This is a genomic window from Bradyrhizobium sp. SZCCHNGR1005, from assembly GCF_032489995.1.
Classification (GTDB): domain Bacteria; phylum Pseudomonadota; class Alphaproteobacteria; order Rhizobiales; family Xanthobacteraceae; genus Bradyrhizobium.
On record NZ_JAUEZC010000001.1, the window covers coordinates 1,248,237 to 1,272,991 of the forward strand.

Annotated in this window: 25 protein-coding genes and 1 tRNA gene; 10 read left to right on the plus strand and 16 right to left on the minus strand. The window is 63.9% G+C overall.

The features are described 5' to 3' along the window. Positions 1–124: 124 nt before the first annotated feature. From QXZ85_RS05685 to mobB, 5 genes are all read right to left on the minus strand, one after another. Positions 125–421 carry a hypothetical protein gene (locus QXZ85_RS05685; protein WP_409977734.1) on the minus strand — a complete coding sequence of 99 codons (297 nt, stop codon included), beginning with the start codon at positions 419–421 and terminating at the stop codon, positions 125–127. A gap of 69 nt (positions 422–490) precedes the next feature. Beyond that, the gene (locus tag QXZ85_RS05690) at positions 491–2,146 is read right to left on the minus strand and encodes an OFA family MFS transporter (protein ID WP_315701127.1); all 1,656 of its coding nucleotides are present in this window, start codon (positions 2,144–2,146) and stop codon (positions 491–493) included. A gap of 625 nt (positions 2,147–2,771) precedes the next feature. Then, entirely contained in the window at positions 2,772–3,014 is a 243-nt protein-coding gene (locus QXZ85_RS05695) for a sulfurtransferase TusA family protein (protein ID WP_315701128.1), read from the minus strand. 87 nt (positions 3,015–3,101) lie between these two features. Then, entirely contained in the window at positions 3,102–4,358 is a 1,257-nt protein-coding gene (gene glp / locus QXZ85_RS05700) for a gephyrin-like molybdotransferase Glp (protein WP_315701129.1), read from the minus strand. A 14-nt stretch (positions 4,359–4,372) separates the two neighbouring features. Then, entirely contained in the window at positions 4,373–4,894 is a 522-nt protein-coding gene (gene mobB, locus QXZ85_RS05705) for a molybdopterin-guanine dinucleotide biosynthesis protein B (protein WP_315701130.1), read from the minus strand. A 206-nt stretch (positions 4,895–5,100) separates the two neighbouring features. Here mobB and QXZ85_RS05710 point away from each other — a divergent pair, with 206 nt between their 5' ends. The 3 genes from QXZ85_RS05710 to QXZ85_RS05720 are packed head-to-tail and all read left to right on the plus strand — an operon-like array spanning position 5,101 to position 7,223. Further along, the gene (locus tag QXZ85_RS05710) at positions 5,101–5,991 is read left to right on the plus strand and encodes a formate dehydrogenase accessory sulfurtransferase FdhD (RefSeq protein ID WP_316173279.1); all 891 of its coding nucleotides are present in this window, start codon (positions 5,101–5,103) and stop codon (positions 5,989–5,991) included. Beyond that, positions 5,984–6,619 carry a molybdenum cofactor guanylyltransferase MobA gene (gene mobA, locus QXZ85_RS05715; protein ID WP_315765618.1) on the plus strand — a complete coding sequence of 212 codons (636 nt, stop codon included), beginning with the start codon at positions 5,984–5,986 and terminating at the stop codon, positions 6,617–6,619. The genes QXZ85_RS05710 and mobA overlap by 8 nt, the downstream gene beginning before the upstream one ends. Continuing rightward, positions 6,609–7,223, plus strand: coding sequence for a cation transporter (locus tag QXZ85_RS05720; RefSeq protein WP_315767224.1), 615 nt, complete (start codon positions 6,609–6,611; stop codon positions 7,221–7,223). Before mobA ends, QXZ85_RS05720 begins: the two co-directional genes overlap by 11 nt. 197 nt (positions 7,224–7,420) lie before the next feature. On the opposite strand, the gene QXZ85_RS05725 is transcribed toward QXZ85_RS05720, so the two are convergent. Genes QXZ85_RS05725 through QXZ85_RS05735 form a run of 3 tightly spaced genes read right to left on the minus strand, consistent with a single transcriptional unit; the run spans position 7,421 to position 9,706 of the window. Further along, positions 7,421–8,245 carry a substrate-binding domain-containing protein gene (locus QXZ85_RS05725; protein WP_316173276.1) on the minus strand — a complete coding sequence of 275 codons (825 nt, stop codon included), beginning with the start codon at positions 8,243–8,245 and terminating at the stop codon, positions 7,421–7,423. Positions 8,246–8,288: 43 nt separating this feature from the next. After that, on the minus strand, positions 8,289–9,011 hold the full coding sequence (locus tag QXZ85_RS05730) for an ABC transporter ATP-binding protein (protein WP_316173275.1): 723 nt from the start codon (positions 9,009–9,011) through the stop codon (positions 8,289–8,291). A gap of 2 nt (positions 9,012–9,013) precedes the next feature. Further along, positions 9,014–9,706, minus strand: a complete 693-nt coding sequence (locus tag QXZ85_RS05735; protein WP_315762889.1) for an ABC transporter permease — start codon at positions 9,704–9,706, stop codon at positions 9,014–9,016. Between the two features lie 86 nt (positions 9,707–9,792). On the opposite strand from QXZ85_RS05735, the gene QXZ85_RS05740 reads away from it, so the two are divergent. The 3 genes from QXZ85_RS05740 (at position 9,793) to QXZ85_RS05750 (ending at position 12,291) form a co-directional block, all read left to right on the plus strand. Beyond that, positions 9,793–10,677: a helix-turn-helix transcriptional regulator gene (locus tag QXZ85_RS05740; protein WP_315701138.1), complete on the plus strand. Its 885-nt coding sequence runs from the start codon at positions 9,793–9,795 to the stop codon at positions 10,675–10,677. A gap of 115 nt (positions 10,678–10,792) precedes the next feature. Continuing rightward, the gene (locus tag QXZ85_RS05745) at positions 10,793–11,980 is read left to right on the plus strand and encodes an ABC transporter substrate-binding protein (protein WP_315703087.1); all 1,188 of its coding nucleotides are present in this window, start codon (positions 10,793–10,795) and stop codon (positions 11,978–11,980) included. Positions 11,981–12,215: 235 nt separating this feature from the next. Continuing rightward, positions 12,216–12,291, plus strand: a tRNA-Ile gene (locus tag QXZ85_RS05750). A 120-nt stretch (positions 12,292–12,411) separates the two neighbouring features. Here QXZ85_RS05750 and QXZ85_RS05755 read toward each other — a convergent pair. Beyond that, positions 12,412–12,963: a TetR/AcrR family transcriptional regulator gene (locus QXZ85_RS05755; protein ID WP_315742920.1), complete on the minus strand. Its 552-nt coding sequence runs from the start codon at positions 12,961–12,963 to the stop codon at positions 12,412–12,414. A 117-nt stretch (positions 12,964–13,080) separates the two neighbouring features. Between QXZ85_RS05755 and QXZ85_RS05760 the strand changes: the two genes are divergently transcribed. Beyond that, the gene (locus tag QXZ85_RS05760) at positions 13,081–13,938 is read left to right on the plus strand and encodes an oxidoreductase (protein ID WP_315742922.1); all 858 of its coding nucleotides are present in this window, start codon (positions 13,081–13,083) and stop codon (positions 13,936–13,938) included. 234 nt (positions 13,939–14,172) lie between these two features. Here the strand turns inward: QXZ85_RS05760 and QXZ85_RS05765 are convergent, their stop codons facing one another. Together QXZ85_RS05765 and QXZ85_RS05770 are read right to left on the minus strand one after the other, a co-directional pair. Continuing rightward, positions 14,173–14,532, minus strand: coding sequence for a hypothetical protein (locus QXZ85_RS05765; protein WP_315742924.1), 360 nt, complete (start codon positions 14,530–14,532; stop codon positions 14,173–14,175). Between the two features lie 28 nt (positions 14,533–14,560). Next, positions 14,561–14,932 (minus strand): hypothetical protein, encoded by a 372-nt coding sequence (locus QXZ85_RS05770; RefSeq protein WP_315701142.1) that lies wholly within the window; start codon positions 14,930–14,932, stop codon positions 14,561–14,563. 482 nt (positions 14,933–15,414) lie between these two features. Between QXZ85_RS05770 and QXZ85_RS33715 the strand changes: the two genes are divergently transcribed. The 3 genes from QXZ85_RS33715 (at position 15,415) to QXZ85_RS05785 (ending at position 19,139) form a co-directional block, all read left to right on the plus strand. Further along, a complete protein-coding gene (locus tag QXZ85_RS33715; RefSeq protein WP_410051185.1) occupies positions 15,415–16,206 on the plus strand; it encodes a sulfatase-like hydrolase/transferase in 792 nt (263 codons plus the stop codon). A 132-nt stretch (positions 16,207–16,338) separates the two neighbouring features. Then, on the plus strand, positions 16,339–16,584 hold the full coding sequence (locus tag QXZ85_RS05780) for a hypothetical protein (protein WP_315701143.1): 246 nt from the start codon (positions 16,339–16,341) through the stop codon (positions 16,582–16,584). Positions 16,585–17,033: 449 nt separating this feature from the next. Then, a complete protein-coding gene (locus tag QXZ85_RS05785; RefSeq protein ID WP_316173730.1) occupies positions 17,034–19,139 on the plus strand; it encodes a cytochrome c3 family protein in 2,106 nt (701 codons plus the stop codon). Between the two features lie 27 nt (positions 19,140–19,166). On the opposite strand, the gene QXZ85_RS05790 is transcribed toward QXZ85_RS05785, so the two are convergent. The 5 genes from QXZ85_RS05790 to QXZ85_RS05810 all read right to left on the minus strand — a co-directional run bounded on the left by QXZ85_RS05790 (position 19,167) and on the right by QXZ85_RS05810 (position 24,753). Further along, on the minus strand, positions 19,167–20,084 hold the full coding sequence (locus tag QXZ85_RS05790; protein ID WP_315701144.1) for a hypothetical protein: 918 nt from the start codon (positions 20,082–20,084) through the stop codon (positions 19,167–19,169). A gap of 87 nt (positions 20,085–20,171) precedes the next feature. Then, a complete protein-coding gene (locus QXZ85_RS05795) occupies positions 20,172–21,386 on the minus strand; it encodes a M20 family metallopeptidase (protein ID WP_315763689.1) in 1,215 nt (404 codons plus the stop codon). A gap of 19 nt (positions 21,387–21,405) precedes the next feature. Continuing rightward, positions 21,406–22,986 (minus strand): ABC transporter ATP-binding protein, encoded by a 1,581-nt coding sequence (nikE, locus tag QXZ85_RS05800; RefSeq protein ID WP_315742927.1) that lies wholly within the window; start codon positions 22,984–22,986, stop codon positions 21,406–21,408. After that, positions 22,983–23,813 carry an ABC transporter permease gene (locus tag QXZ85_RS05805; RefSeq protein WP_315763692.1) on the minus strand — a complete coding sequence of 277 codons (831 nt, stop codon included), beginning with the start codon at positions 23,811–23,813 and terminating at the stop codon, positions 22,983–22,985. The genes nikE and QXZ85_RS05805 overlap by 4 nt, the downstream gene beginning before the upstream one ends. Further along, entirely contained in the window at positions 23,806–24,753 is a 948-nt protein-coding gene (locus QXZ85_RS05810) for an ABC transporter permease (RefSeq protein WP_315742931.1), read from the minus strand. Before QXZ85_RS05810 ends, QXZ85_RS05805 begins: the two co-directional genes overlap by 8 nt. Positions 24,754–24,755: the final 2 nt, after the last annotated feature.

A 24,755-nucleotide genomic window follows, 5' to 3' on the forward strand; every position in this document is an offset into this window, starting at 1 on the left:
ATCTTTAGGCCACTCTAATCCCTGGCATGCCAGAGGCAAGTGCAACTCGCAATTTACGAGGTCATCGCTCCATGAGCGGAAACGAGGGAACCCATTTCCGCCCGCGGCTGATGCGGGCCGAGCCTCAGCCCTTGCTCGTGCAATCCTCGATATAGAACCAGCGTTCGTCGCCCAGGAGACCCTTTGCCTTGACCTGCTTCCGGCAGGCCTTCAGCTTCGGCCTGTTCGCGCTCCACTTGGCCTTCATCTCCTTCAGCCTCTGCATCGACAGCTTCACGCGCGACGGCTTCGCGCCATCGGAGGCGGCCGCAGCAGCCGGCGCCGTCTGGGCAAAGCCGGTCGAAAGCGGATTGGCGACCAGCACCGCTGGCAAGACAACAAATCCAAAGCCGAGACATTTCGATCCCCTAAAATCATTCATCAACAATGGCGCAAAAAAAATGCGGGACGCGCCGGGCTGGCGCGTCCCGCAATCAATAACGCAAGGCGATCAGAAAATCTTGACCGCGCTTTCCAAGGTCTTCCAGACACCCCACAACAACGGGATACCGACGAAGAGCCAGAACAGGCCGGCCTTGGCGTCGAGGCCGCCCTTGCCGATGCCGAACGAGCCGTGCTGGATTCCAGCTTCGGTCTTGGCGGTCTCGGCCTGATACCGGGCGACTTCCTCCGGGCTCATGTTCCACTTGTGATCGACCGGCTTGATCAGGAAATTGCAGATCAGGCCGGCGAGCAGCATGGCGCAGAGAATGTACATCGTCGAGTTATAGAGCTGGTCGCGCGGCACGCCGGCAGCCAGCTGGAACTCGCGGATGTAGTTCACCACGACAGGGCCGATGATGCCGGCCGTCGCCCACGCCGTCAGCAGCCGGCCGTGAATGGCACCCACGAATTGGGTTCCGAACAGGTCGGCGAGATAGGCCGGCACCGTCGAGAAACCACCGCCATACATCGACAGGATGACGGCGAACGCTCCCACGAACAGCAGTTTAGAGCCCATTGCCGCAAAGGTCGGCGCCAGCGCGTAGAGCACGATGCCGATCAGGAAGAAGCAATAGTAGGTGTTCTTGCGGCCGATGTGATCGGACAGCGACGCCCAGAAGAAACGGCCGCCGATGTTGAACAGTGACAGCAGACCGGCAAAGCCGGCCGCGATCCCCGCGATCGTTGCCTTCTGCGCAGCGTCGAGCTGGTTGAAGCTGACGTCGGGCAGGCCGATCAGCTTGCCGGCGAAGATCTCCTGCAGCATCGGCGAGGCCATGCCGATCACGCCGATGCCGGCGGACACGTTGAGACACAGCACCCACCAGACCAGCCAGAACTGCGGCGTCTTGTGAGCATCCCGCAGATGGACATGGTGCTCGGAGATCATCGCCTTCTTGGTCGTCGGCGGTGTCCAGCCATCAGGCTGCCAACCGGCCGGAGCCACGCGATAGGCGAAGGCGCCGATCATCATGAAGATGAAGTAGATCACGCCCATCGCGACGAAGGTCTCCCAGACGCCGACCGAGGTCGGAGTCTTGAAGTAGTTCATCAGCAGGTTCGCCAACGGCGCACCGATCATGGCGCCACCGCCGAAACCCATGATGGCCATGCCGGTCGCCATGCCGCGCCGGTCCGGGAACCACTTCACCAGCGTCGAAACCGGCGAGATGTAGCCGAGGCCAAGCCCGACGCCGCCGATCACGCCGGCGCCGAGCCACATGATCCAGAGCTGGTGAATATAGATCCCGAACGCAGCGATCAGCAGGCCACCACCCCAGCAGCATGCTGCAACCGCACCCGCTTTTCGCGGACCCGCGCGCTCGAGCCAGCCGCCCCAGATCGCAGCGGAGACGCCGAGCAGCACGAAGAACAGCGTGAACATCCACCCCAGGCTCGCGACCTTCCAGTCGCAGGTCGTGGTGAACAGCTCCTCGACCAGCGACATGTCCGGGCAGGCTTTGGTCTGGGTGATGCCGATCGACCGCGACAGCGGTAGCCAGAACACGGAAAAACCGTAGGCCATGCCTATGCACAAATGGATGCATAGCGCCGCAGGCGGCACCAGCCACCGATTAAAGCCGGCCTTGGCGACGGTATGCTCGCGGTCAAAAATTCCCGGGCTTTCCTCGACCATGGTTCCAGCACTCTCAACGCTAGCCATTCAAACCTCCCCTACTTGCGCCCGTCCCAAGGCTAAGTCCCATCTTCAGTCCCCTTGATTTGAATCAACGCGGTCAGTCGCGGCCGTCCGTAATGGATGCACCACGACATGTCGCGATGCACAAGGCCCCAAGGTCGGCTTCGACACGCATAACACCCCTGCCGACCTCTTATGCCGCCTGCCATCATTGTGTCGGGGTTTGCTTCCGCCTCGATTCACAACGGGCATGACTGATCCTCCGCAACCTCTGCGGAGAAACCGTGATTGGTGCAGAAGCCGCGGAAGATGTCGAGTCGCAAAAGCTGATATCGAAACAAACAACGTAGATTCGTCGCGGCGCAGCAACAAACATTGCTCATTGTTACGTTGCAGCGCGTGCAAATCATTAGTTCGCCACTAACAGCTGCAGGCAAAGGTGCGACCGAATGACGCGAGTCATTCGAGTTCTCGATCAAATCATCCGAATCTCAAATGGAACCGCGGGCCAGACGTTGGTAGTTTGATTCTACGTGTCGCGCTATCCCAATCTCGAGCGGCTCTACCACGCTGGCACAGTGCGAGTTTGACGCCGCCAGGATGTCAGGAGCAGGGCGAAACCCAGCCCGCCCGGGTAACAAAGATGCGATCAGCCAACCTGCGCACGATCGCATTTCTCGATCAGGAACACGATCTGCCGCTCGCTGCGCTCGGCGATTTCGACCTTGTCGCCGGTCTCACGAATCAGATTCGGGATATCGATCACCGACAAGGGATCGGTGCAATGCACTTCGAGGCGGTCACCAGGCTTGAGGGGCTTCAGCGCCTTGCGGGTCTTCAGCGCCGGCAGCGGGCACTTCAAGCCCTTGAGATCGAGCATCGTCGTTGTCATCGGCGGACCATGGCGAAGCAAGACCGCAGCGTCAACCGACGGCCGAAAAGGCCGTGGCCCAAATTGCGCATGGCTGAGCACGCGCCTTCAAATCAGTTCGGCATAAGAGAGGAAGCCGACGCTCTGGCCGGGCTCGACCTTGATGATCTCCTCGCCGAGTTCTGCCAGCCCGTCAGTCTCGATCAGGGACGAGAGGAGGCCAGCGCCCTCGCGTGGGAACTTGGTCGCCTCGAACGAGCCATCCGCCGCCTTGCGCAAGGTCACGCGAACATATTCGCGGCGGCCGGCCTTCTTCTTGTAGCTGAAGGCGGCGCGCACCGGCATCGGCATGAGCACCTCCGGCAGGCCGCCGGCAAGGGCCAGCACGGTCGGCCGGACCACGTGGACGAAGGTGACAAAACTCGCCACCGGATTGCCGGGCAGGCCGATGAACGGGGTACCCGAGATGATGCCCATCGCGACCGGACGTCCCGGCTTGATCGCCATCCGCCACAGCACCAGCGAGCCGACACTCTCGACCGCAGCTTTGACGTGATCCTCCTCGCCGGTCGAGACGCCGCCGGTGGTCAGAAGCAGATCGTGCCGGGCAGCGACGTCGCGCAGGGACGTTGCGAGCGGCGCCCGCTCATCGCTGAAGATGCCGAGGTCGGACACCTCGCAGCCGAGGCGTTTCAACATCGCCATCAGCATGAAGCGGTTGGAATCGTAGAGCTGCGCCGGCCCGCGCGAAGCGCCGGGTGAGGCCAGTTCATCGCCGGTGGAAAACACCGCCACCCGGATGCGGCGCCGCACGGTCAGCGCCGGCAGGCCAAAGGCGGCGGCCACCGCCAGATGTTGCGGGTTCAGGCGCAGGCCTGCTTTGAGTGCGACGGCGCCGGCCGCGATGTCCTCGCCTGCGGGACGCACATTGGCGCCCGGCTTCAACCCGGCAGGCAGCCTGACGCGGCCGTCGTCGGCGAGGCCCACATCCTCCTGCATGAACACGGTGTCCGCGCCGTCAGGCATGGGCGCACCGGTGAAAATGCGCACGGCGTGCGCGCCCACAATAGGAGCTGCTGCCGCGCTGCCGGCGGCGACGCGCCCCGCGACTGCGAATGTCGCCTCACGTCCGACCGGCAGATCGGCCGCGCGCACCGCGTAACCGTCAACGGCCGAATTCGTGAATGGCGGCAGCGGCAATGGCGCCGCCACATCGCCGGCAAGGATGCGCCCATCGGCCGCGATCAGCGGCACAGTCTCGGTTTCCGAGACCGCGCTCACTCTCGCTGTGATGATGCCGACGGCATCGTCGATCGACATCAAGGGGCCGCCGAAGGCAAAACAATCGTCGGAGAGCTGCGCCATGATGTCTCTGCCTCTTAATGTCGGGCCATCGCAATGATGTCGGCGACCGGCATTGCCGCCTGCAACATCAATGCTGCAATCGCCGGGATGTCGTCGAGATGGACGGTCGGCAGCGACGTTTTGATCGCGGCATCGCTGGCGATCCCGATGATGGCGGGGTCGTTCGGGAACAGCAGCGGTTTGTCGTTGGCTGCGCGATGCACCTCGATCTTGCGATGCGGATCGGCCTTGTAGCCCTCGACCACCACGAGATCGACCGGAGACAATTTGGCCAGCAGGTCGGCGAGCGCGGGCTCCGCGTCACCGCGCAACTCATGCATCAAGGCCCAGCGCGCCGCTGAAGACACCAGGACCTCCTCCGCCCCCGCCTCCCGATGCCGCCAGGAATCCTTGCCGGGCACATCGACATCGAATCTGTGGTGGGCATGCTTGATCACGGATACGCGCAGGCCTTGCGCTTTCAGATACGGAATCGCGCGGGTCAGCAGGGTGGTCTTGCCGGCACCACTCCAGCCGGCGAGGCCAATCACGTTCATGTCTTGTCTACTCCGCAACCGGTTCGCTCCGAAGCTTCCCGTCATTGCGAGGCGCATCAGGGCCGAAGCAATCCAGAATGGTTCCGCGGAGAAGATCTGGATTGCTTCGGAGCTGGCGCTCCGCGCAATGACGAGCAAGCGCTGCTTTGCGCGCCCGGAGCCATCATTATATCGGCGGGATCGCCTTGTCATGCTAAGCTGAGACCATGGTGAAACTCGAAAGATCCCCCGCCCCGCGCATCCTGCCTGACCCAAGCGATCCGCGGCTGACCGAGCGGGTCAGCGGCATCGACCAGACCGGCGCTGAGGTCGAGATCAAGGTGCCGGTGGAGCGGCCGCTGACTCTGTACCTGAACGCCCAGGAGATCGTCACGATGATGACGATCGGCGATTATCCGGACTATCTGGCGCTCGGCTATCTGCTCAATCAGAACATGCTGAAATACGACGACGTCGTCACCGAGGTCGAGTATGACGACGATCTGCAGGTCGTGGTCGTGCGCACCGAACATCACACCAATTTCGAAGCGAAGCTGAAGAAGCGCACGCAGACGTCCGGCTGCGCGCAAGGCACCGCCTTCGGCGACCTGATGGAGGCGATCGAGAGCATCGTGCTGCCCAAGGCCGAGCTGCGTACCTCGTGGCTCTATCAGATGACGCAGACCATCAACACGATGCCTTCGCTCTATCTCGAGGCCGGCGCGATCCATGGCTGCGTGCTGTGCGAGCAAGGCACGCCGATCTGCTACACCGAGGATGTCGGACGTCACAACGCCGTGGACAAGATCGCGGGCTGGCTCTTCCGCCACGGCGTCGATCCCGCCGACAAGATCCTCTACACCACGGGCCGGCTGACCTCCGAGATGGTGATCAAGACGGTGCGGATGGGCATTCCAATCCTGGTGTCGCGCTCCGGATTCACGGCGTGGGGCGTCGACCTCGCGCGCCAGGTCGGGCTGACCCTGGTCGGTCGTACCAGGGGCAAACGCTTCATCGCGCTTTCGGGCGCGGAGCGGATCGTCTACGACCAGGATCTGGCCTATGTCGAAGAAGAATCGGCCAAACACCGGCGCAAGGGCGAAGGCGGCGATGACTGAATCCATGACCGCGATGGACATTCCGGGCGTGGTGCTGGCCGGCGGGCTGGCGCGGCGGATGGGCGGCGGCGACAAGCCGATGCGCGTCATCGCCGGCCGCACCATCCTGGAGCGCGTGATCGCGCGGCTTGCGCCGCAATGCAGCCGCCTGATCCTCAATGCCAATGGCGATCCCGCCCGCTTTGCAGCGTTCGGCCTGCCGGTCGTGGCGGACAGCGTCACCGACTTTCCCGGACCGTTGGCAGGAATCCTCGCCGGGCTGGACTGGGTCGCAGCCAACCTGCCGTCCGCACCATGGATGCTGAGCGCAGCCGGCGACTGCCCATTCCTGCCGCGGGATCTGGTGACGCGGCTGCACGCCGCGGTATGCGCCGACGGCGCCGAGCTCGCCGTGGCGGCATCGGACGGCCAGTCGCATCCGGTGATCGGGCTGTGGAAAGTATCCTTGCGCGATCAGCTGCGTCACGCGCTGGTGGTCGAGGACATCAGGAAGATCGACCGCTTCACCGCGCGCTATAGGCTCGCGACCGTGACCTGGCCGACGACACCGCTCGATCCCTTCTTCAATGCGAACACCGCCGAGGATCTGGCGGAAGCTGAGCGACTGGCGGCATCCAGTGGCGGTTGACGACATCACTGACGATCCGCGAACGACCGCGGTGCGGCGCGCGGTGATCGCCGTTGCGCTGCTCAATCTCGGCTATTTCGGCATCGAATTCGCGGTGGCGCTCGCGATCGGATCGGTGTCGCTGTTCGCCGACAGCGTCGACTTCCTCGAAGATGCTTCGGTCAATCTCCTCATCCTGTTTGCGCTGCGCTGGAGCGCGCCGGCCCGCGCGTGGCTCGGCATGGTGCTCGCGGTCGTCCTGCTGGTGCCGGCACTCGCCGGGCTGTGGACCGCGGGCCAGAAGTTCTTCACGCCCGCCGTCCCCGAGCCGCTGCCACTGACCATCACCGGCTTAGGTGCGCTCATCGTGAATCTCTCCTGCGCGATCATGCTCGCGCGGGTCCGGCATCACCATGGCAGCCTGACGAGAGCGGCGTTCCTGTCGGCGCGCAACGACGCGTTTGCCAACCTCGCGATCATCGCCGCAGGGCTGATCAGCGCCGTTCTGTGGCACTCGATCTGGCCCGACCTGATCGTCGGCGTCGGCATCGCCTGCCTCAATGCGGACGCCGCGCACGAGGTGTGGGAAGCCGCGCATGCCGAACGCAAGGCGGCGAAGGCGTAGCCAGAACTCGACGGAGAGAGCCTCAAGCGGCAATTGCAATGGCGGTCTGCTCCCTCTCCCTTCGGGAGAGGGCTGGGGTGAGGGGCTACGGTCTATCGATAGAGCTGTGCCCCCTCACCCGATCGCTTCGCGATCGACCTCTCCCCACCGGGGAGAGGTGTCACGAGCGCGCGGCAACAGCTCATACAGCAACAAGTTCAGGATTTCGTGTTGGGGAAGAACAGCTGCTGGCCGTCGATCTTGTAGTTGGCGATCGCGGCCTGACCTTCCGGGGAGATCAACCAGTCGACGAAAGCCTGGCCGTCCGCCTTCTTCACATGGGGAAATTTCTCCGGGCTCACCAGCATCACGCCGTACTGGTTGAACAGGTGCGTGTCGCCTTGGACCAGGATGGCAAGATCGCCGCGGTTCTTGAATGAGATCCAGGTGCCGCGGTCCGAGAGCACATAGGCGTTCATCGCACTTGCGGTGTTCAGCGCCGCTCCCATGCCCTGCCCGATCTCGCGATACCACGGCCCTTTTTGCGCTGTTATGTCGATGCCGGCGTCCTTCCACAGCGCAAGCTCGGCCTGGTGGGTACCGGAGCGGTCGCCGCGCGAGACGAAGGGCGCAGCCTTGGCGGCGATCGCCTTGAACGCGGCGAGGATGTCGTTGCCCTTGACATGCGCCGGGTCGCTGCTCGGACCGATCAGCACGAAATCATTGTACATGACGTCATAACGCTTCACGCCGTAGCCTTCGGCCAGGAATTTCTCCTCCTGCGCCTTGGCGTGGACGAACACGACGTCGGCATCGCCGCGCCGCGCGGTGTCCAGTGCCTGGCCAGTGCCTTGCGCGACCACCTTCACGTCGATGCCGGTCTTGGCCTTGAACAGCGGCAGCAGATAGCCGAACAGGCCGGAATCCTGCGTCGATGTCGTGGAGGCGACTACGATCGAGTGGTCCTCCGCACGGGCGGGCGCAAACGCAGCCCAAGCCGCGACGAAGCTGATGACGAGAAGAAAAGCGAAGCGAGCGCGCATCACGATGTCCTTCTTGTTATTGTGAGCTTGTCGTTGTGAGCGTTCAGAGCACGAGATCGCCGCGGATGAACGCCGCAGCGTCCGGCGTTGCCGGATTGTCGAGGAAATCGATCACGAGGCTGCGTTCGCGCAGCGCGCCGCGCACCAGGAAGATCACGTCGCCGGCAAGCCTGCGCACCTGGCCGAGATCGTGCGTACTCATCACGACCTTGATGCCCGATTGCGCCGCCCTCAGTACGATGTCTTCCACCGCGCGGGTCGCGGCAGGGTCGAGGCTCGCGGTCGGCTCGTCCAAGAACAGGATCTCAGGCTCGCGCGCCAGCGCACGCGCCAGCGCCAGGCGCTGCTGCTCACCGCCGGACAATCTTCGCGCCGGACGCTCCGAAAGCTCGGACAGGCCGACGCGATCGAGCAGTTCCGCAATGCGCGCGGGGCGCTCGGCACGCGCCACACCCGCATGCGCCAGCGCGTAATCCACATTGGCCGCAGCACTTCGCCGCAGCATCACCGGACGCTGGAACACGAAGGCGCGCCGCGCCGGCGCACTCTCCTCCCGGCCGCCCCAGGTCATACGGCCTTCGCTCGCGCGCACCAGGCCCATGCACAGCCGCAACAGGCTGGTCTTGCCCGAGCCATTGGGGCCGACGATCATGGTCGGCGGTCCTTGCGTGATCCTGAGGCTCACACCCTCGAGGAGAGGCGTGCGCCCGGCGCGCAGCGAGACATCCTCAAGCAGCAGCGGCAGGTCGCTAAGGGGCGCGCGCATCTCTAACCTGCCTGCCGTTCCGACCAGGCGCGCATGGCCCAGGCAGCGGCGTTGATCGCCACCACGATGGCGAGAAGAATGAGCCCGAGCCCCATCGCGAGCGGCAGATCGCCCTTGGAGGTCTCCAAGGCCACCGCCGTCGTCATGGTGCGGGTGAAGCCATCGATATTGCCGCCGACGATCATCACAGCGCCGACCTCGGCCGCCGCGCGGCCGAAGCCCGCCAGCAGCGCCGTGAGCAGACTGAAGCGCGCATCCCATAAGACGGTCGTCAGCCGCCCGACCGGGCCGACCGCCATCGCCGCGAGCTCATCACGATATTCGACCCAAAGATCGGCGATGGTCTGACGCGTCAATGCCGCAAGGATCGGCACGATCAGCACGGTCTGCGCAATCACCATCGCGCTCGGCGTAAACAGGATGCCAAGTTCGCCAAGCGGGCCCGAGCGCGACAGCAACAAATAGATCGCAAGCCCGACCACGACCGGCGGCAGCCCCATCATCGCATTCAGTCCGACCACGATCGCTTCGCGGCCCGGAAAACGGGCCAGCGCCAGCCAGGCGCCGAGCGGCAACCCGATCAGGGTCGAGAGCGCAACTGCGGCGAGGCTGACGATCAGCGACAAGCGGACGATTGCGAACAAGGTCGCATCGCCGCTCGCGATCAACTCCCAAGCGCTGCCGTGATCTACCATCTGCCGCTCCGCCTGCCCTGTTCGGCATAATTTCCCGGTGCTGTCAAACAATTGAGCAGGACCCAAAATATGCATATAGATGCAGGATGGAATTCCTCACTACCAGCGAAGCGGCCGACTACCTTCGGTTGGGCGAGCGCAAGCTCTATGAGCTCGTGACCTCGGGAGCGATTCCCTGCAGCAAGGTCACCGGTAAGTGGCTATTCCCGCGGCATGAGCTAGATCTGTGGGTGCTGGCAGGCATGGCACGGCCGCCCGGCATGCCGGCAGCCGACCCGCCGCCGATCGTCGGCGGCAGTCAGGACGATCTGCTCGAATGGTGCCTGCGCGAATCCGGCTCGGCTCTGGCCTCGCTGACAGAAGGCACGCTGCGCGGCGTCGAGCGGTTGCAGCGCGGCGAGGTGATCGCCACCGCGCTTCACTTTCACGGCAGCGGACCTGAGCAGAGCGACGCCAACGTCGCGGCGGTGCAGGCGATGCCGGGCCTTTACGACGCCGTGCTGGTCGGGGTTGTCAGGCGGGAACAGGGACTGTTGGTGCCGCTCGGCAATCCGCGGCATCTCTTGAGCCTGGCCGACGTGCTGGCCTCTGGCGCGCTGGTTGCCGTGCGGCAGCCCGGCGCGGGTGCGCAGCTTCTGCTGGAAAGCCTGCTCGCACGCACCGGCGCCAGATTGAGAGATTTGAAGCGCCGCGAGCCCGCCTGCTTGACCGGACCAGATCTGGCTGCCGCAATCCGCAACGGCAGTGCCGATTGCGGCATCGCCACGCGCGCGGCGGCCAAGGCGGCCGGGCTCGATTTCGTGCCGCTCACCTGGGAAAATTTCGACCTCCTGACGCGGCAGCGCAGCTATTTCCGCCCCGCGATGCAGGCCCTGATCCGCTTCCTCGCCGACAAGCGCACGCAGCAGCGCGCCGCCGAACTGACCGGCTATGATACCTCTCCCGCCGGGCAGATCCGTTTTGCCGCCTGATTGACTGGAACCGCCGGTTGATTGCACAAAGGGCGACCGGCCGAGAGAGCCGGAGATATCGGGGGAGGACGGATTGCCTTTTATCGACGCCAAACGCGCGACCAAGGCCGCGATCATGGGCGCGGCCCTGCTTTGCGTTGCGCCCACAGCCCGCGCCGAGATTTCAGACGGCGTCGTCAAGATCGGCGTGCTCTCGGACATGAACGGCCCGGCATCGACGCCGACCGGCCAGGGCTCGGTGACGGCCGCGCAGATGGCGGTCGACGATTTCGGCGGCAAAGTGCTGGACAAGCCGATCAGCGTCATCGTCGGCGACCATCAGGACAAGCCGGATATCGGCGCTGCGATCGCGCGGCGCTGGTATGACACCGAACAGGTCGACCTGATCGTCGACGTGCCGGTCTCGGCGGTCGGCCTCGCGGTGCAGACCATCGCCAACGAGAAGCACCGGCTGTTCATCACGCATTCGACCGGCGCGGCCGATTTCCATGGCAAGTTCTGCTCGCCTTACGCCATGCAATGGGTGTTCGACACCCGCGCGCTCGCGACCGGGACGGCGAAAGAGGTGGTGAAGCGCGGCGGCGACAGCTGGTTCTTCATCACCGACGATTATGCCTTCGGCCATTCGCTGGAGCGAGATGCCTCCAGCGTCGTGACCGCCAATGGCGGCAAGGTGGTCGGCGCGGTACGCCCCCCCTTCGCGACGCCTGATCTCTCCTCCTTCGTCCTGCAGGCCCAGGCCTCCAAGGCGAAGATCATCGGCATCGCCGCCGGGCCGCCGAACAACATCAACGAGATCAAGACGGCGGCCGAATTCGGCGTGCTCAAGGGCGGCCAGCAGATGGCGGCCTTGCTGGCGCTGATCACCGACATCCACTCGCTCGGCCTGCAGGCGGCACAGGGCCTGCTCCTGACCACCTCGTTCTACTGGGACATGGACGACAAGACCCGCGAATGGTCGAAGCGCTATTTCGCCAAGATGAACCGGATGCCGACGATGTGGCAGGCCGGCGTCTATTCCGCCGTGACGCATTACCTGAACGCCATCAAGGCCGCAGGCAGCGACGATCCGCTTGTCGTCGCGGCGAAGATGCGCGAGACGCCTGTGGAGGATTTCTTCGCCCGCCACGGCAAGCTGCGCGCCGACAATCTGATGGTGCACGATCTCGTGCTGGCGCAGGTCAAGTCGCCGGAGGAAAGCAAATATCCGTGGGACTATTACAAGATCCTGGCGACGATTTCCGGCGAGGACGCCTTCGGCCCGCCCGATCCGGCCTGTCCGCTGGTGAAGCGGCGCGAATAGCGATTGGCGAGTAGCGAATGGGAATTTTTCCTGTTCGTTACCCCCTACCCGCCATTCCGCGAGCTTCGCCGGCATCATCAGGATTCGGCGAGAGATCCGGCAGGCGGCATTGCCGGATCGGACGCCACGCGGTAAACGGGGCCCGCACCGTCGCCCGGCCTCCCACCGGCATTGGTCGAACCAGCCGTGCCGGTTCGATACCACAGATGTCGTTGTGGGTAGCGCCAGCGCCGCGGGGCCTGTAGCTCAATGGTTAGAGCCGGCCGCTCATAACGGTCTGGTTGCAGGTTCGAGTCCTGCCGGGCCCACCAATGAACCAAGAGCTTATCGGGTCTCGTCTTCTCGCAGTTGAATACCGCACCAGAAACACCTGGTTTTGTCGTTCATTGCTCTACTTCAACGCCCACCAAATTGTCGCGCCACGATGACAGTCAGTCGCTCAAGCGGCTCCTGGTTGCGCGAAGAATGTCGTCCGATAGCTTGGGATCGTTCACGGCCCGGGCGAGCACGAGCGCTCCGACCAGCGAGGCCAGAGTCGCCAGCGCTTTTTCCTCGCGCTGCCGTGGCTTCAGCTGGGACTCCATTCGGCCGCTCAGGAGCGCGACCACGCCCCGCACTCCGGCCGTGAAGCGCTCTCTCACGCCACCACTTTGACGCGGCATTTCACAACACAGCGCTGCTAATGGGCAGCCGCTTCCCGGCTCGTCGCGATGCGCCGCCGAGAGATATTCTGAAACGTAGTCGCCGAGCGCAAAGACCTTGGGCACTTCCTGCCCGTTGGTGGCGATTGCGTGGGCCACCGCTTCTTCGACGAGCCGTTCCTTGGAACCGAACTGACTGTACAGGCTGCCATGGGTCATCCCGGCCGCCTCCGCCAGCGCGTCGACACCGACGCCGGAGATGCCGCGCTCTCGCATGAGGCGGGAGGCGGCATTGAGAATGCGCTCGCGGTTCTTGGCTGCCTGTTCTTTTGAAACGCGCATGTTCGCTGGTCCTCAGTCTCGGGACTTGACAAATATAGTGGCGACCGTCATCTATATCAATAATTACGATCGCAATCAAACCGGTTCAGAATCGGCCCCTGCCGTCAGGAGACTCTTATGAACAGCACCCAAACAAAGATAGCGCTCGTTACCGGCGCTTCGTCAGGCATCGGCCAAGCCACGGCGGAGCGGCTCGCGAAAGGCGGCTACAAGGTCTACGGCACGAGCAGACGGGCAGCCCGGGCAAACAAGCAATCGTTCGAGATGCTGTCGCTTGATGTAACCAGCGATGAGTCCGTCGAAGCCGCAGTTGCCGAAGTGATACGGCGCGATGGCCGCATCGATCTGCTCGTGAACAACGCCGGATTCGGTGTTGCCCCTGCTGGGGCGGAGGAGAGCTCGATCAGTCAGGCCCGATCGATTTTCGAGACGAACTTTTTCGGACTGGTCCGGATGACGCGCGCCGTCGTGCCTCACATGCGACGCCAGGGGAAGGGCCGCATCATCAATATCGGCTCCGTGCTCGGCTTTCTGCCGATGCCTTATGGCGCGCTCTATGCCGCAACCAAGCACGCCGTGGAAGGCTATTCGGAATCGCTCGACCATGAGCTGCGCACGAAAGGCATCCGGGTCTCGGTCATCGAACCCGCGTACACGAAGACGCCGTTTGACGCGAACTTCATGGAGCCGGATGCCAAGCTCGATGCGTATCGCGAGGCACGCGAGGGCGTAACCAAGAGAATGCACGAGGTGATGGCAACCGCCGAACAGCCCGGCGTCGTTGCCGACACCGTCCTGAAGGCGGCCAGCGCGGCGCACCCAAAAATCCGATACGCGGCCGGCAAACTCGCAAACCGCCTGCGGTTGCTCCACCGATTTGCTCCCGCCGCCCTGGTGGACACCGGGATTCGAAAGGACCTGCGGCTTGACGCGCTACCGGCGGCGCAGCCGGCCCGCACTGCCCGAGCTTTCTAACTGCGTGCGGCGGATCCAAGCGCCGCGCCCCCAAACGCAGTCGATCTCAATCGAAGGCTCAGCAAATTCAACCACGCCGACCGTTGTCCTCCCGCTCATAACGGTCTGGTTGCAGGTTCGAGTCCTGCCGGGCCCACCACTGAATCACGGGTGATCGCGCGACTAGCCGAACGCCGCCTGGCCCGCGATCTTCGTCCCCGCGCTACGCGGCAGGTCTTTCCAACGAGTGCAGCCCTACCGTCGCCGACGGACGGGCGGCACGACCGGCGGAAGCTCCCGTTGCCAGATGGTCCCGTTATCGAACTGAATCAGCATGCCATCCGGCGAGTAGACCGCGCTCTCGTTGAAGGCATCGATCCAGATCCGGTTGGCCGGCGAATACCAGTCCGGCCAGGCGCGCGAAGGCACCCCCGCCTCGGTCAGAATGTTGAGCTCGGGGCCATTCTGGGTGACGTAGGCCGGCAAGCCGCCGCGGCACATCTGAATGCACCTGAAGATGCCGGTGAGATTGATCGACTGGGCCGACACGCCAGAAGCCGGAATCACGGTCGCGGCAATGATGCCGGCGACGAGCGGGAAACGCTTGATGCTCATAGATTTGCTCCATCGATAATTTGATTCACTATCGCTTGTTTCGATTCTTGCTGGCGCCCCTGAGTGGCGCCGCCGACGTCATCGCGCTTGCCGTGTCCGTCATCTGAATGCAGGTGAGCAGATCGACATAGCTTTGAGTCCCGTCCGACATGGCCTCACTTTCGCATTCATTGCGGACGGCCGGTTTGGTCGCCGACCATGCAACCTCGAGCTGCTGCCGCGCCGCTGTCTCATCGCGCATGCAATCGGAGACACTCTGCGCCAACGCCAATCCCATCGCCTTGTCCGTGTCGGAGGTCGCCTGGCAAAGCGCTTCGACTTTCAGTTCGGGAACGCGATCGGACACCGCTATCAACGATTGGCCTGCAAGCATGGCAGCTGAAATCAGAACAATCTTCATGCATCTCTCCGTTCGCTAAAATGTACGAAACGAGCCACGCGAGCGGATGCCAAGCGTTGATGCAGATCAAAACTGTTAGAGCGATCTATCTTGCTGATCAGCTCCGCCGATGACGGCAACACGTCGACCCAATCTTACAATCTATAGTAGATTCAATGAATTGAGAGACCGAAAGGCAATGCCTTGCACCTGGCTCTCGCGCGTTTCTCCTGATTAGATTTCGACGTCTGCATAGGCGCTGGCACAGTGATCCTGACTTAAAGCGGCCGGTCCGGCAGCAGGACGCGCCTAAGATCGGTTGATCTGCGTCAAGTTCAGAGAGCGGAAACAAAGTGAGGATTGGCCGTTTTCGAGGAGGCATTGCAGTGCATTGTCGTCGACATTTAGTTGCCGCATGCGCATTGTTTGTTGGCGCGCTATCGATGTCCGCATCGAGTGAGGCGCAGCAGATACGTGGCACTCCGGGAGCGCCAAGCACCGTGATGACATTGCCGGGCCTGCAATTGCCGGCACCCACGCCGCAGTTTTCGGGAGCGATCCAGCCTAATGCGGTTGATAGTACACCCGCTTGGCCGCCGCAGATCATGCCTCCAGCCAATGCGCCGAACGTCCTCCTCATTCTGACCGACGACGTCGGCTTCGGAGCGCCTTCGACGTTTGTCGGCGTGATCCCAACTCCGACGCTTGACCGGGGCGCAGCGGACGGCCTGCGTTACACCAGCTTCCACACCAGATTCCACACCACCGCATTGTGCTCGCCAACCCGCTCGGCGCTCCTGCAGGGCGGCCGGTTCGGCGGATGGGGATTCTACCTGAAGGACGGCAGGCCGACCTTCACCATGAACCTCCTGAACGTCGAACGGCCCAAGTGGCAAGCACGAGAGGCGTTGAAGCCGGGCCGACATACGATCGTTTTCGACTTTGCACTGGAGCAGAAGGGGGAAGTCCCGTTCGGACATGGCGGCACGGGCGTGATGTCCGTGGACGGTCAGGAAGCCGCGCGCATCACGCTTCCCCACACGACGCCCTTCACCTTCGCCTGGGACGAGACCTTCGACGTCGGAATGGATACCGGCACCGCCGTCGACGACAAGGACTATCAGACCCCGTTCGTCTTCTCGGGCAAGCTTGAGAAGATCACGGTGGATCTCGGCGAGGGGCCAGTGTCGGAAGAGTCGATGACGGCCTGGATGAAGGCGATCTCGACTCGCGATGTGGAACGGGCGGCTCCCGGCGTGTCGCCGCCGTCCCATCCGGCAGCCCCGACGAAATAGATCCCGACGGATGGAGGGTGCCTTCCACGAAGGGCACCCTCTGGCGCGACTTCGGAATCGGACCAACACATCCTCTCGATTCCGCAATTGGAGGGCTTCATGATAAGTCGTCACGCAATGTGCATCTCAACCATGATGCTGGCCGACCTGCTGGCTCCCGGCGGCGCTTCCGCGCAAACCGCCGACGAGACCGTGCAAAACATGCTCGCCGCACAAATCCGAGCGCAGGGCTTTGTCTGCGAGAAGCCGCTGAGCGCCACACAAGATACGAATCTCTCCAAACCCGATCATGCGGTTTGGGTGCTCAAATGCAGCAATGCGAGTTATCAGGTGAGCCGTGCCCCCGACATGGCTGCGAAGGTTCAGCAGCTTCAATAGGTGCGTTGCCGATGTTCCGGCTCGGGTCCAGCCCTTCTGCTCGGAAAAACCTTCGCGACGGAAGCGAGACTCGTGCTTCACGCAGACGATCTTGGCGTGTAATCCAAACGGATAGACGACGCACGGATCGGTAAAGAGACGTGGCCAAGGGCTCTCGAAGGAACCGTAAACGAAAAAGGACCGACGCCGATACGCGACCGCAGGTGCTGTCTGGCGCGTCGCAACAGCCCGAAGCGGTCGCCAGCAAACGCATTCTCTGGCTGGGGATTGGCCCGAGCCTGCTTATTCTCGCCCTGGTCATAGGCGGCGCACTCTACTGGCTCACGAAGTCCGACCTCCCGCCTGCGCCGCATCAAACCGCGGAGTCGAGCTTTGTCGGCAGCCAGGCCTGCGCTGGGTGCCATCAAGCCGAGACGAAGCTCTGGCAGACCTCGCAACACCGGCACGCGATGGATCACGCGACCGGACGGTCGGTGCGCGGCGATTTCAATGACGCAACGTTCGAATATGCCGGCACGCGCTCCCGCTTCTTCCGCGAGGGAGAAAAATTCATTGTCGAGACCGACGGCCCGGACGGCAAACTCGGGACGTTCGAAATCAAATACGCGTTCGGCGTGGAGCCATTGCAACAATACCTGATCGAATTCGCCGATGGCCGTATTCAGGCCCTGTCCATTGCTTGGGATACACGGCCGAAGGATCAAGGCGGACAGCGCTGGTTTCACCTGTATCCGGATGCAGCGGTCACCAACAAAGATCCCCTGCACTGGACCAAACTGAACCAGAACTGGAACTTCATGTGCGCCGAGTGCCACTCGACCGACGTTCACAAGAACTATGACGCGGCCAAGGGCCGGTTCGCAACGACCTTCGCCGAGATCAGTGTAGGCTGCGAAGCCTGTCACGGCGCGGGGTCACGCCACGTCGAATGGGCTCACCAGAAGCTGGCGTCGCGCGGCTTCGACCCCGGCTTGCTCGTGAAATTCGACGAACGGACGGGCATCACCTGGTCGACCGAGGCCGGAACGTTGAGGCCGATCCGCAGCGCGCCGGCGCCGGCCTTGCGCAAGGAGGTCGAAACCTGCGGGCGCTGCCACGCGCGCCGCGGCCAGCTTTCGGAAGACTGGATTCCGGGACGCCCACTCTCGGAGACCCATCGAGTCTCGCTCCTCGATCAGCAGCGCTTCCATCCCGACGGCCAGATGCGCGACGACGAGGAGACCTACAATTACGCCCCGTTCAAGCAGAGCAGGATGTTCGCCAAGGGCGTGACCTGCAGCGACTGCCACGACCCGCACAGTGCGGCCCTGAAGGCACCCGGCGATGGCATCTGTGCGCAGTGTCATGCTGCCGCGACATATGAAACGGCCGCGCACCGGCACCATGCCGATGTCTCGCCGGCGCCGGGCTGCCCCTCCTGCCACATGCCGGAACGCCGCTACATGGTCGTCGACCGACGCCATGACCATGGCTTCCGGATTCCCCGCCCCGATCTCTCCATGCAGACAGGCGCACCCAATGCCTGCAACGACTGCCACCGCGACAAGTCGGCGGCCTGGGCAGCACAACAGATCGAGAGCTGGTTCGGGCCGGAGCGACACGGCTATCAGAGCTATGCATCGGCATTTCATGCCGCCTGGACCGAAGCCGCTGATGCGCAAGCCCTGCTTGCGACTGTTGCTGGCGCAGGCGAACTGCCTGGCATCGTCCGCGCCAGCGCTCTGGCCGAGCTTCCCACGCCGGACCTCGACCTGATCCGCCGCGGCCTCTCAGACCCGGATCCACTGGTCAGGCTGGGGGCGCTCGACGGGCTGGAAGGAGTGCCGGCCGATCGGCTCTGGGCGCTCGCCTCCGCGCAATTGACCGACCCGATCCGTGGCGTGCGCATCCGTGCCGCCGAGCTTCTCGCATCCGTTCCCGCCGCACGTCAGCCTGTCGCCGAGCGCGACAAGTTTGCACAAGCCGCAGCCGAATTCGTTGCGGCGCAGAATCTCAACGCCGACCGTCCGGACGCCCGAACGGCACTCGGCAACTTCTTCGTCCGCCAAGCGAGAGCCGCTGACGCCGAAGCCGAGTACCAGGCTGCGCTGAAGCTCGATCCCTCGTTTGCAGCCGCCGCCATCAATCTGTCCGACCTGTATCGGCAGCTCGGACGTGACGGTGACGGCGAGCGGGTCCTGCGCGAGGCTCTCTCCACATCGGCGCAAGACGCCTCGCTTCACCACGCGCTCGGCTTGACGCTCGTCCGCCTGAAGCGCAACGAGGCGGCGCTCGACGAGCTGCGTCAAGCAGCCTCGCTCGACCCCGGCCAGGCACGCTACGCCTATGTCTATGCCGTGGGGCTAAATTCCTCCGGCCGCCGCGACGAGGCTCTTGCCGTCTTGAGGAAGGGCTTGCAAAGCCATCCCAATGATCGCGACATCCTTGCTGCGGCGCTCGCACTGAGCCGCGAAAGCGGCGATACGGCATCTGCCCTGGACTATGCAGCCCAGCTCTCGCGTTTGATGCCCGGCAACAGCGAACTTGAAGCCCTGATCAAGCAGCTGAAGCGATAGCGTGCGACGAAAGAGGCTGCGACCGAGCTAGTTCCGCACCGCGTAGAGCGGCGTTCTGAGCGTGAGCTGGAATGCCGGTTTCGGTACCCACATGATCTCGGCGGTCACGCCAAACAGCCGGTTGTCGTTGTCATCCATACGGTCCAGATCGAGCCGCACGATGGGCTGCGTGAATGGCCGGACCGGCGTGAGGCTCAGAAGCTGGGCGCCGTCGAACGACTGCACGCCCACGCGGCCCGTGAACTTCCAGTTGTTGGGCCATTGATAATAGCCGCCGACATAGCCGATCGTATTTGGGTTGATCCTTACCGCTGCGGTGGCCATTTCGACGCGCGTGTACTGGACGCCTGCGAGCAGACCGCGTGTCTCGTCCTTGTCCAGGGCATAGTCGAACTCGACAATATTGTTGAAGGACGTTGCGGCCAGGGGGCCGTTCGGTATCGATTGGGTGATTGTCGATTGCAGGGTTACGGTCGGAAACGTCCCACCATTCTGCTCGTAGACGTCGGCCTGAAACCCGACATTCCAGCTCGTGATGTCAAATGAGGACCAGCCGCTTCCCGCGAATTGCGTGGAGCTGCCGGACACACCGGCGTAGAGCGAGATGTGGTCGGTGACGTCGACCGTAAATGGAACATCGACGTTCAGGGACTTCGCCGCCGGCAATCCGGCCGACAATGCCGCGCCGTTGGGCCCGCCAAGCGTCTGCACTGCGCTGAACAAGGAGGGATGACCGAAGCCGAACGCCAGAGTCCCAGCAGGCAGCTGCGAATAATAGGTCCTGAGGTCCAGATACATCGTCGGCGCAGCTGGCTTTGTATCGCTGCCGTCGTCGTTATCCGCGGCCCAAGCGTTCGCTGCCGGGCAGATCAGGACGAGGCCGAGCGCCGCCATCATAGCGGCCCGAACCCCATTCGATATGCGGCTCGAATTGAACACGACCATGGCGTTCCAGCAATTCGGTTCGAAACAATGAAGCCATCTTGTCACGAATCGCGCGCTTTGTCCGCCCGGTCCCGGTGACAAATTTCGTCAGCTGCAGATTTCGAGGATCGTCAGCATATAGATTCGGATCATATCCAGGAAATCTGCGATATCGACCCGCTCGTCCGGCATGGTGTTGTAGCGGCCGCCCGGTCCGCACACGATACCCTCCATGCCGCCGTAGGTATAGAGATGGCCGGCATCCGTCCCGTAGAAGCAGCTCGGTGCGACCGGTCCGGTCGGTTGCTGCTCGCCACGCACTGCGCGGTAAGCCTGGTTGATCGCGAGGACGATCGGACTTTCAGGAGCCACCTCGAAAGGCGGCATGGTCGGTACGCCGGCGCGGTCCTCCGACATGATCTCGGCCTTCAGGCCGGGAAAGCGCGCCTGCAGCGCATCGAGTTCCCGGCGCATGTCGGCGATGGCGCCGGCTTCGGTCTGGCCCGGCGCATAGCGTCCCGAGCCCTTGATGCGGACAAAATCGGCGACCTGCGGCGTGCGCCATTCGTGCAGCTCGCGGCCGAGGGCGCCGTGGACGACACCGACATGAACGCGATTGATCCCTTCGTGCGCAGGCGAGCGCGCACCGGAAAATTTCATCGCGTTGAGACGCGGAATGAGATCGCAAGCCGCCGCGATCGCATCGACGGCCTCTTCGCGCTTGGAGAGATGGCGGGTATTGCCCGTGAGCTCGATGATGAACATGAACGCGGCCGCGTGCATGGTCATCGCCTTCAGGTCGGTCGGCTCGGAATTGACGAAGTAGTCGGCGCGCAGCCCCTGCTCGAGCAGCGAATAGGTCCCGACGCCGCCCTGCAGCTCGCCGACCACATAGGTGAGGATGACGTCTCCCTTCAGCTTCACGCCGGCATCGATCAGCGTCTTGACCGCGCAGAAATAGGCGGCATCGCCAGCCTTCATGTTGGAAACGCCGATGCCGTAGATGAAGTTGTCGTCGACCTTGCCCGCCCACGGATCGACGGTCCACCCTTCCGTCACCGGGTTGGTGTCGACATGGCCGTTGAACAGCAAGCTCTTGCCGCGACCCGTGCCCTTCCAGCGACCGACCGCGTTGACCCGGCCCTCGTTGCCGAACGGCGCGAGCTCGGAATCCAGACCGATCTCGCACATGCGCTCCGACATGAAGGCCGCGAGCTGCTTCTCGCCTTCGGTCTTGGAGTAGCTCTTGTGCTGGACCATGCGCGACAGCAGGTCCAGGGATCCCGCGACATCGATCCGAGCGAGAAGGGTATTGTGGTCCATGAAGTCAAATCCTTGCAAATCAGCCGACCGGCGCCGGCGAGGCAGCCATCAGCTCGCGGGTATAGGGATGCACGTGATCCGCATCGAAGTCCTCGACAGGCAGGCAATCGACCAGCTGGCCGTGCCGCATCACGGCAATCCGGTGCGCGATCTGCCTGATCAGGTTGAGGTCGTGGGTGATGAAGAGATAGGCCGCGCCGGTCTCGGCGCGTAGCGTGAGCAGCAGCTCGATGATCTGGGCCTGCACCGAAACATCGAGGGGCGCGGTGATCTCGTCGCAGATCACGAGCTTTGGACGCGCTGCAAAGGCGCGCGCGATCGCCACCCGCTGCTTCTCGCCGCCGGAGAGCTGATGCGGCCAGCGCGAGGCATAGGACCGGGGCAGCTTGACCTGCTCGAGCAGCCGGGGAACCTCCGCCGCATCGCCGCCATGCAGCTTCAGCGGGCGCGACAGGATCTCGCCGATCCGGTGACGCGGATTGAGCGAGGAATCCGGATGCTGGAATATGATCTGAACGTCACGCCGATACGCCGCGTTCATGTCGCGGCCGCCATGCAGCGTGCGGTTGGCGAATGCGATCTCACCGGAAAAGCGCGCCAGGCCGGTGAGAGCGCGCGCAATGGACGACTTGCCCGAACCGGACTCGCCGACCAGGCCGAGGATTTCGCCAGCCCGGATCGAAAGGTCGACCGCATGCGTCGCCGGCGGCGGCGCGTCCCGAAACAGTCCACCGCGGCCATAGTGCACGCCGATGCGGTTTGCGGCGAGAAGAACTTGTCGCTCCGGACTGTCGTGCACCAGACGGCGTTCGGGTCGCGGCACCGCCGCGACCAAGACACGCGTATCGGCCTGCCGGGGGAAGCGGAAAATCTCGGACGCTCGCCCCTGCTCGACCACGCGACCGTGTTTGATCACCGCGACGCGGTCGGCGACGCGCGTCATCATCGCGAGATCATGCGAGATATAGAGCGCGGCGACTTTTGTCTCGGCGCGCAGCCGCGCAAACAGATCGAGGATGCGGGCGCCGGTGATGACGTCGAGCGCAGTGGTCGGCTCGTCGAACAGGATGACGTCCGGCCTGCAGCCGAAAGCCGTGGCGATGATGATGCGCTGTTTCTCGCCACCCGAGATCTCGTGCGGGTAGCGCTGCATGATCGCCGCGGGATTGCGCAGTTCGACATGGCCGAGCAGCTCAATGGCGAGCGCGTCGGCCTCGCGCGCCCGCAAGCCGCGATGCCGGATCAGCGCTTCCGTGACCTGGCGCCCGACCGTCAACGTTGGGTTCAGCGCGGTGGAGGGATCCTGGAACACCATGCCGAGCCTGCGGCCGCGAACATGCGTCAACTGCTTGGCCGTCAAGCGCTGCAGATCGATGTCACCGAGCGTCAGCGAGCCCGCCACCTCACGGGCGTTGGCCGGCAGATGACGCATCAAGGCCCAGGCGAGCGAACTCTTGCCCGAGCCGGATTCGCCGACAAGGCCGAGCACTTCACCCGGCGCGATCTCGAGCGAGACATCGCTGAGCACCTGCACGGGGCCAGCGGCGGTGATATAGTCCAGCGCGTAGTTCGCGACCGCAAGTGCAGGGCGTGCCGTCATCGCTCGGCCCTCGGATTGAGCGCATCGCGCAGCCCGTCGCCGACCAGATTGAAGGCGATCGCCGCGAGTGCGATCGCAGCCGAGGGCGCGATCAGCACCCAGGGCGCCTGATGCATGTATTGACGCGCATCCGCCACCATCAGTCCCCATTCGGAAGCGGGCGGCTGGGCGCCGAGACCGAGGAAGCTCAAGGTCGCGAACAGCATCACGGCGAACGAGACCCGGATGGTGGACTCGATCACGATCGGCGCCATGACGTTGGGCAGCATCTCGCGGAAGACGATCCAGCTCGCGCCCTCGCCCCGGGCGCTGGCCGCCTTGACATAGTCCTGATTGCGCACGGCCAGCGCGACCGCGCGCGTCACCCGCGCCATGCCCGGCGCGAACGCCGCCGCGATGGCGATCACCGCGTTGCCGGCACCATTGCCGAGCGTGCTGACCAGCAGCAGCGCCATTAGAAGGCCGGGAATCGCCATGATCGCGTCATTGGTCCGCATGATGATCTCGTCCGCCTTGCCGCCGAGATAGGCCGATGCCGTGCCGATCACCGCGCCGGCGGCACTGCCGATCAGGGTGGCCGCGAGCGCCATCGGAAGCGTCGAGCGGGCGCCGAACAGCAGGCGGCTCAGCACGTCGCGGCCGAACTGGTCGGCGCCGAGCCAGTTCTGCCAGCCCGGCGCGCGGAAGCGGCCGAGGAAATCCATCTTCTCCGGCGCGTAAGGCGCGATCCACGGGCCGAAAAGGCAGGCCAAGGTCAGCATCACCAACAGCGCGACACCGGTCGCGCCTTGCGGCTTGTGCAACAGGCGGCGCAGCAACTCAGTCATAGCGGATGCGCCTGTCGATCAGAGCATAGACGACGTCGGCGGCCGTGTTGGTGATCGCGTAGGTCACGGCCATGATCATGGCGCCGGCCTGGATCGACGGCAGGTCGCGCGTCGTGATCGCGATCATCAGCGCGCGCCCGATGCCGGGCATGGCGAAGATTTCCTCGATGACGATGATGCCGCCCAAGAGATAGCCGACATCCAGCGCGATGATGGTGATGACCGGCAACAGCGCGTTGCGCAGCGCATGCCGCGTCAGCACGGTCCGCTCCGGCAATCCCTTGAGCCGCGCGGCGCGGATGTAGTCGGACTGCAGCACGTCGAGCGTCTCGGACCGCATCATCCGCATGACGTGAGCGACCAGGATGACCGAGACGGTGAGCACGGGCAGCGCCAGATGAGCGATCGCCGCAGCCGTGTCCTCCAACGGCGACACGTAGCCGGTGGCTGGCAGCCAGGGCAGCTTGTCCGTGAACACCAGCGTGAGGATCGTGGCCGTGACGAACTCCGGCAGCGAGACGCCGACATAAGCAACAAGGCTGGTGATCGTATCGGCCAGCCGGCCCTGTCTGATAGCGGCGAAAATGCCGAGCGGCACCGCAATAACGAGGGTGACCACGATCGCGCAGAGCGCAAGCAGCAGCGAGCGCAACAGCGCGGTCAGCATCTCCGGCGCGACCGGCAAACCGGTGCGCATTGAGACGCCGAAATCGCCCAGAGCAGCGTGCGCCGCCCAATGAACGAATTGCAGCCAGACGGGGTCATTGAGACCGAGCCTGGCACGAACCGCGGCGAGAGCCTCCGGTGAGGCGTTCTCGCCGAGCAGGGTCTGAGCCGCATCGGCCGGCAGCGCCTGGGTGATGGCAAACACCAGCACGCAGACGATGACGACCGTGTAGGCCATCAGGAGCAGCCGCCGCAGCAGCCAGGCAAACGACATTG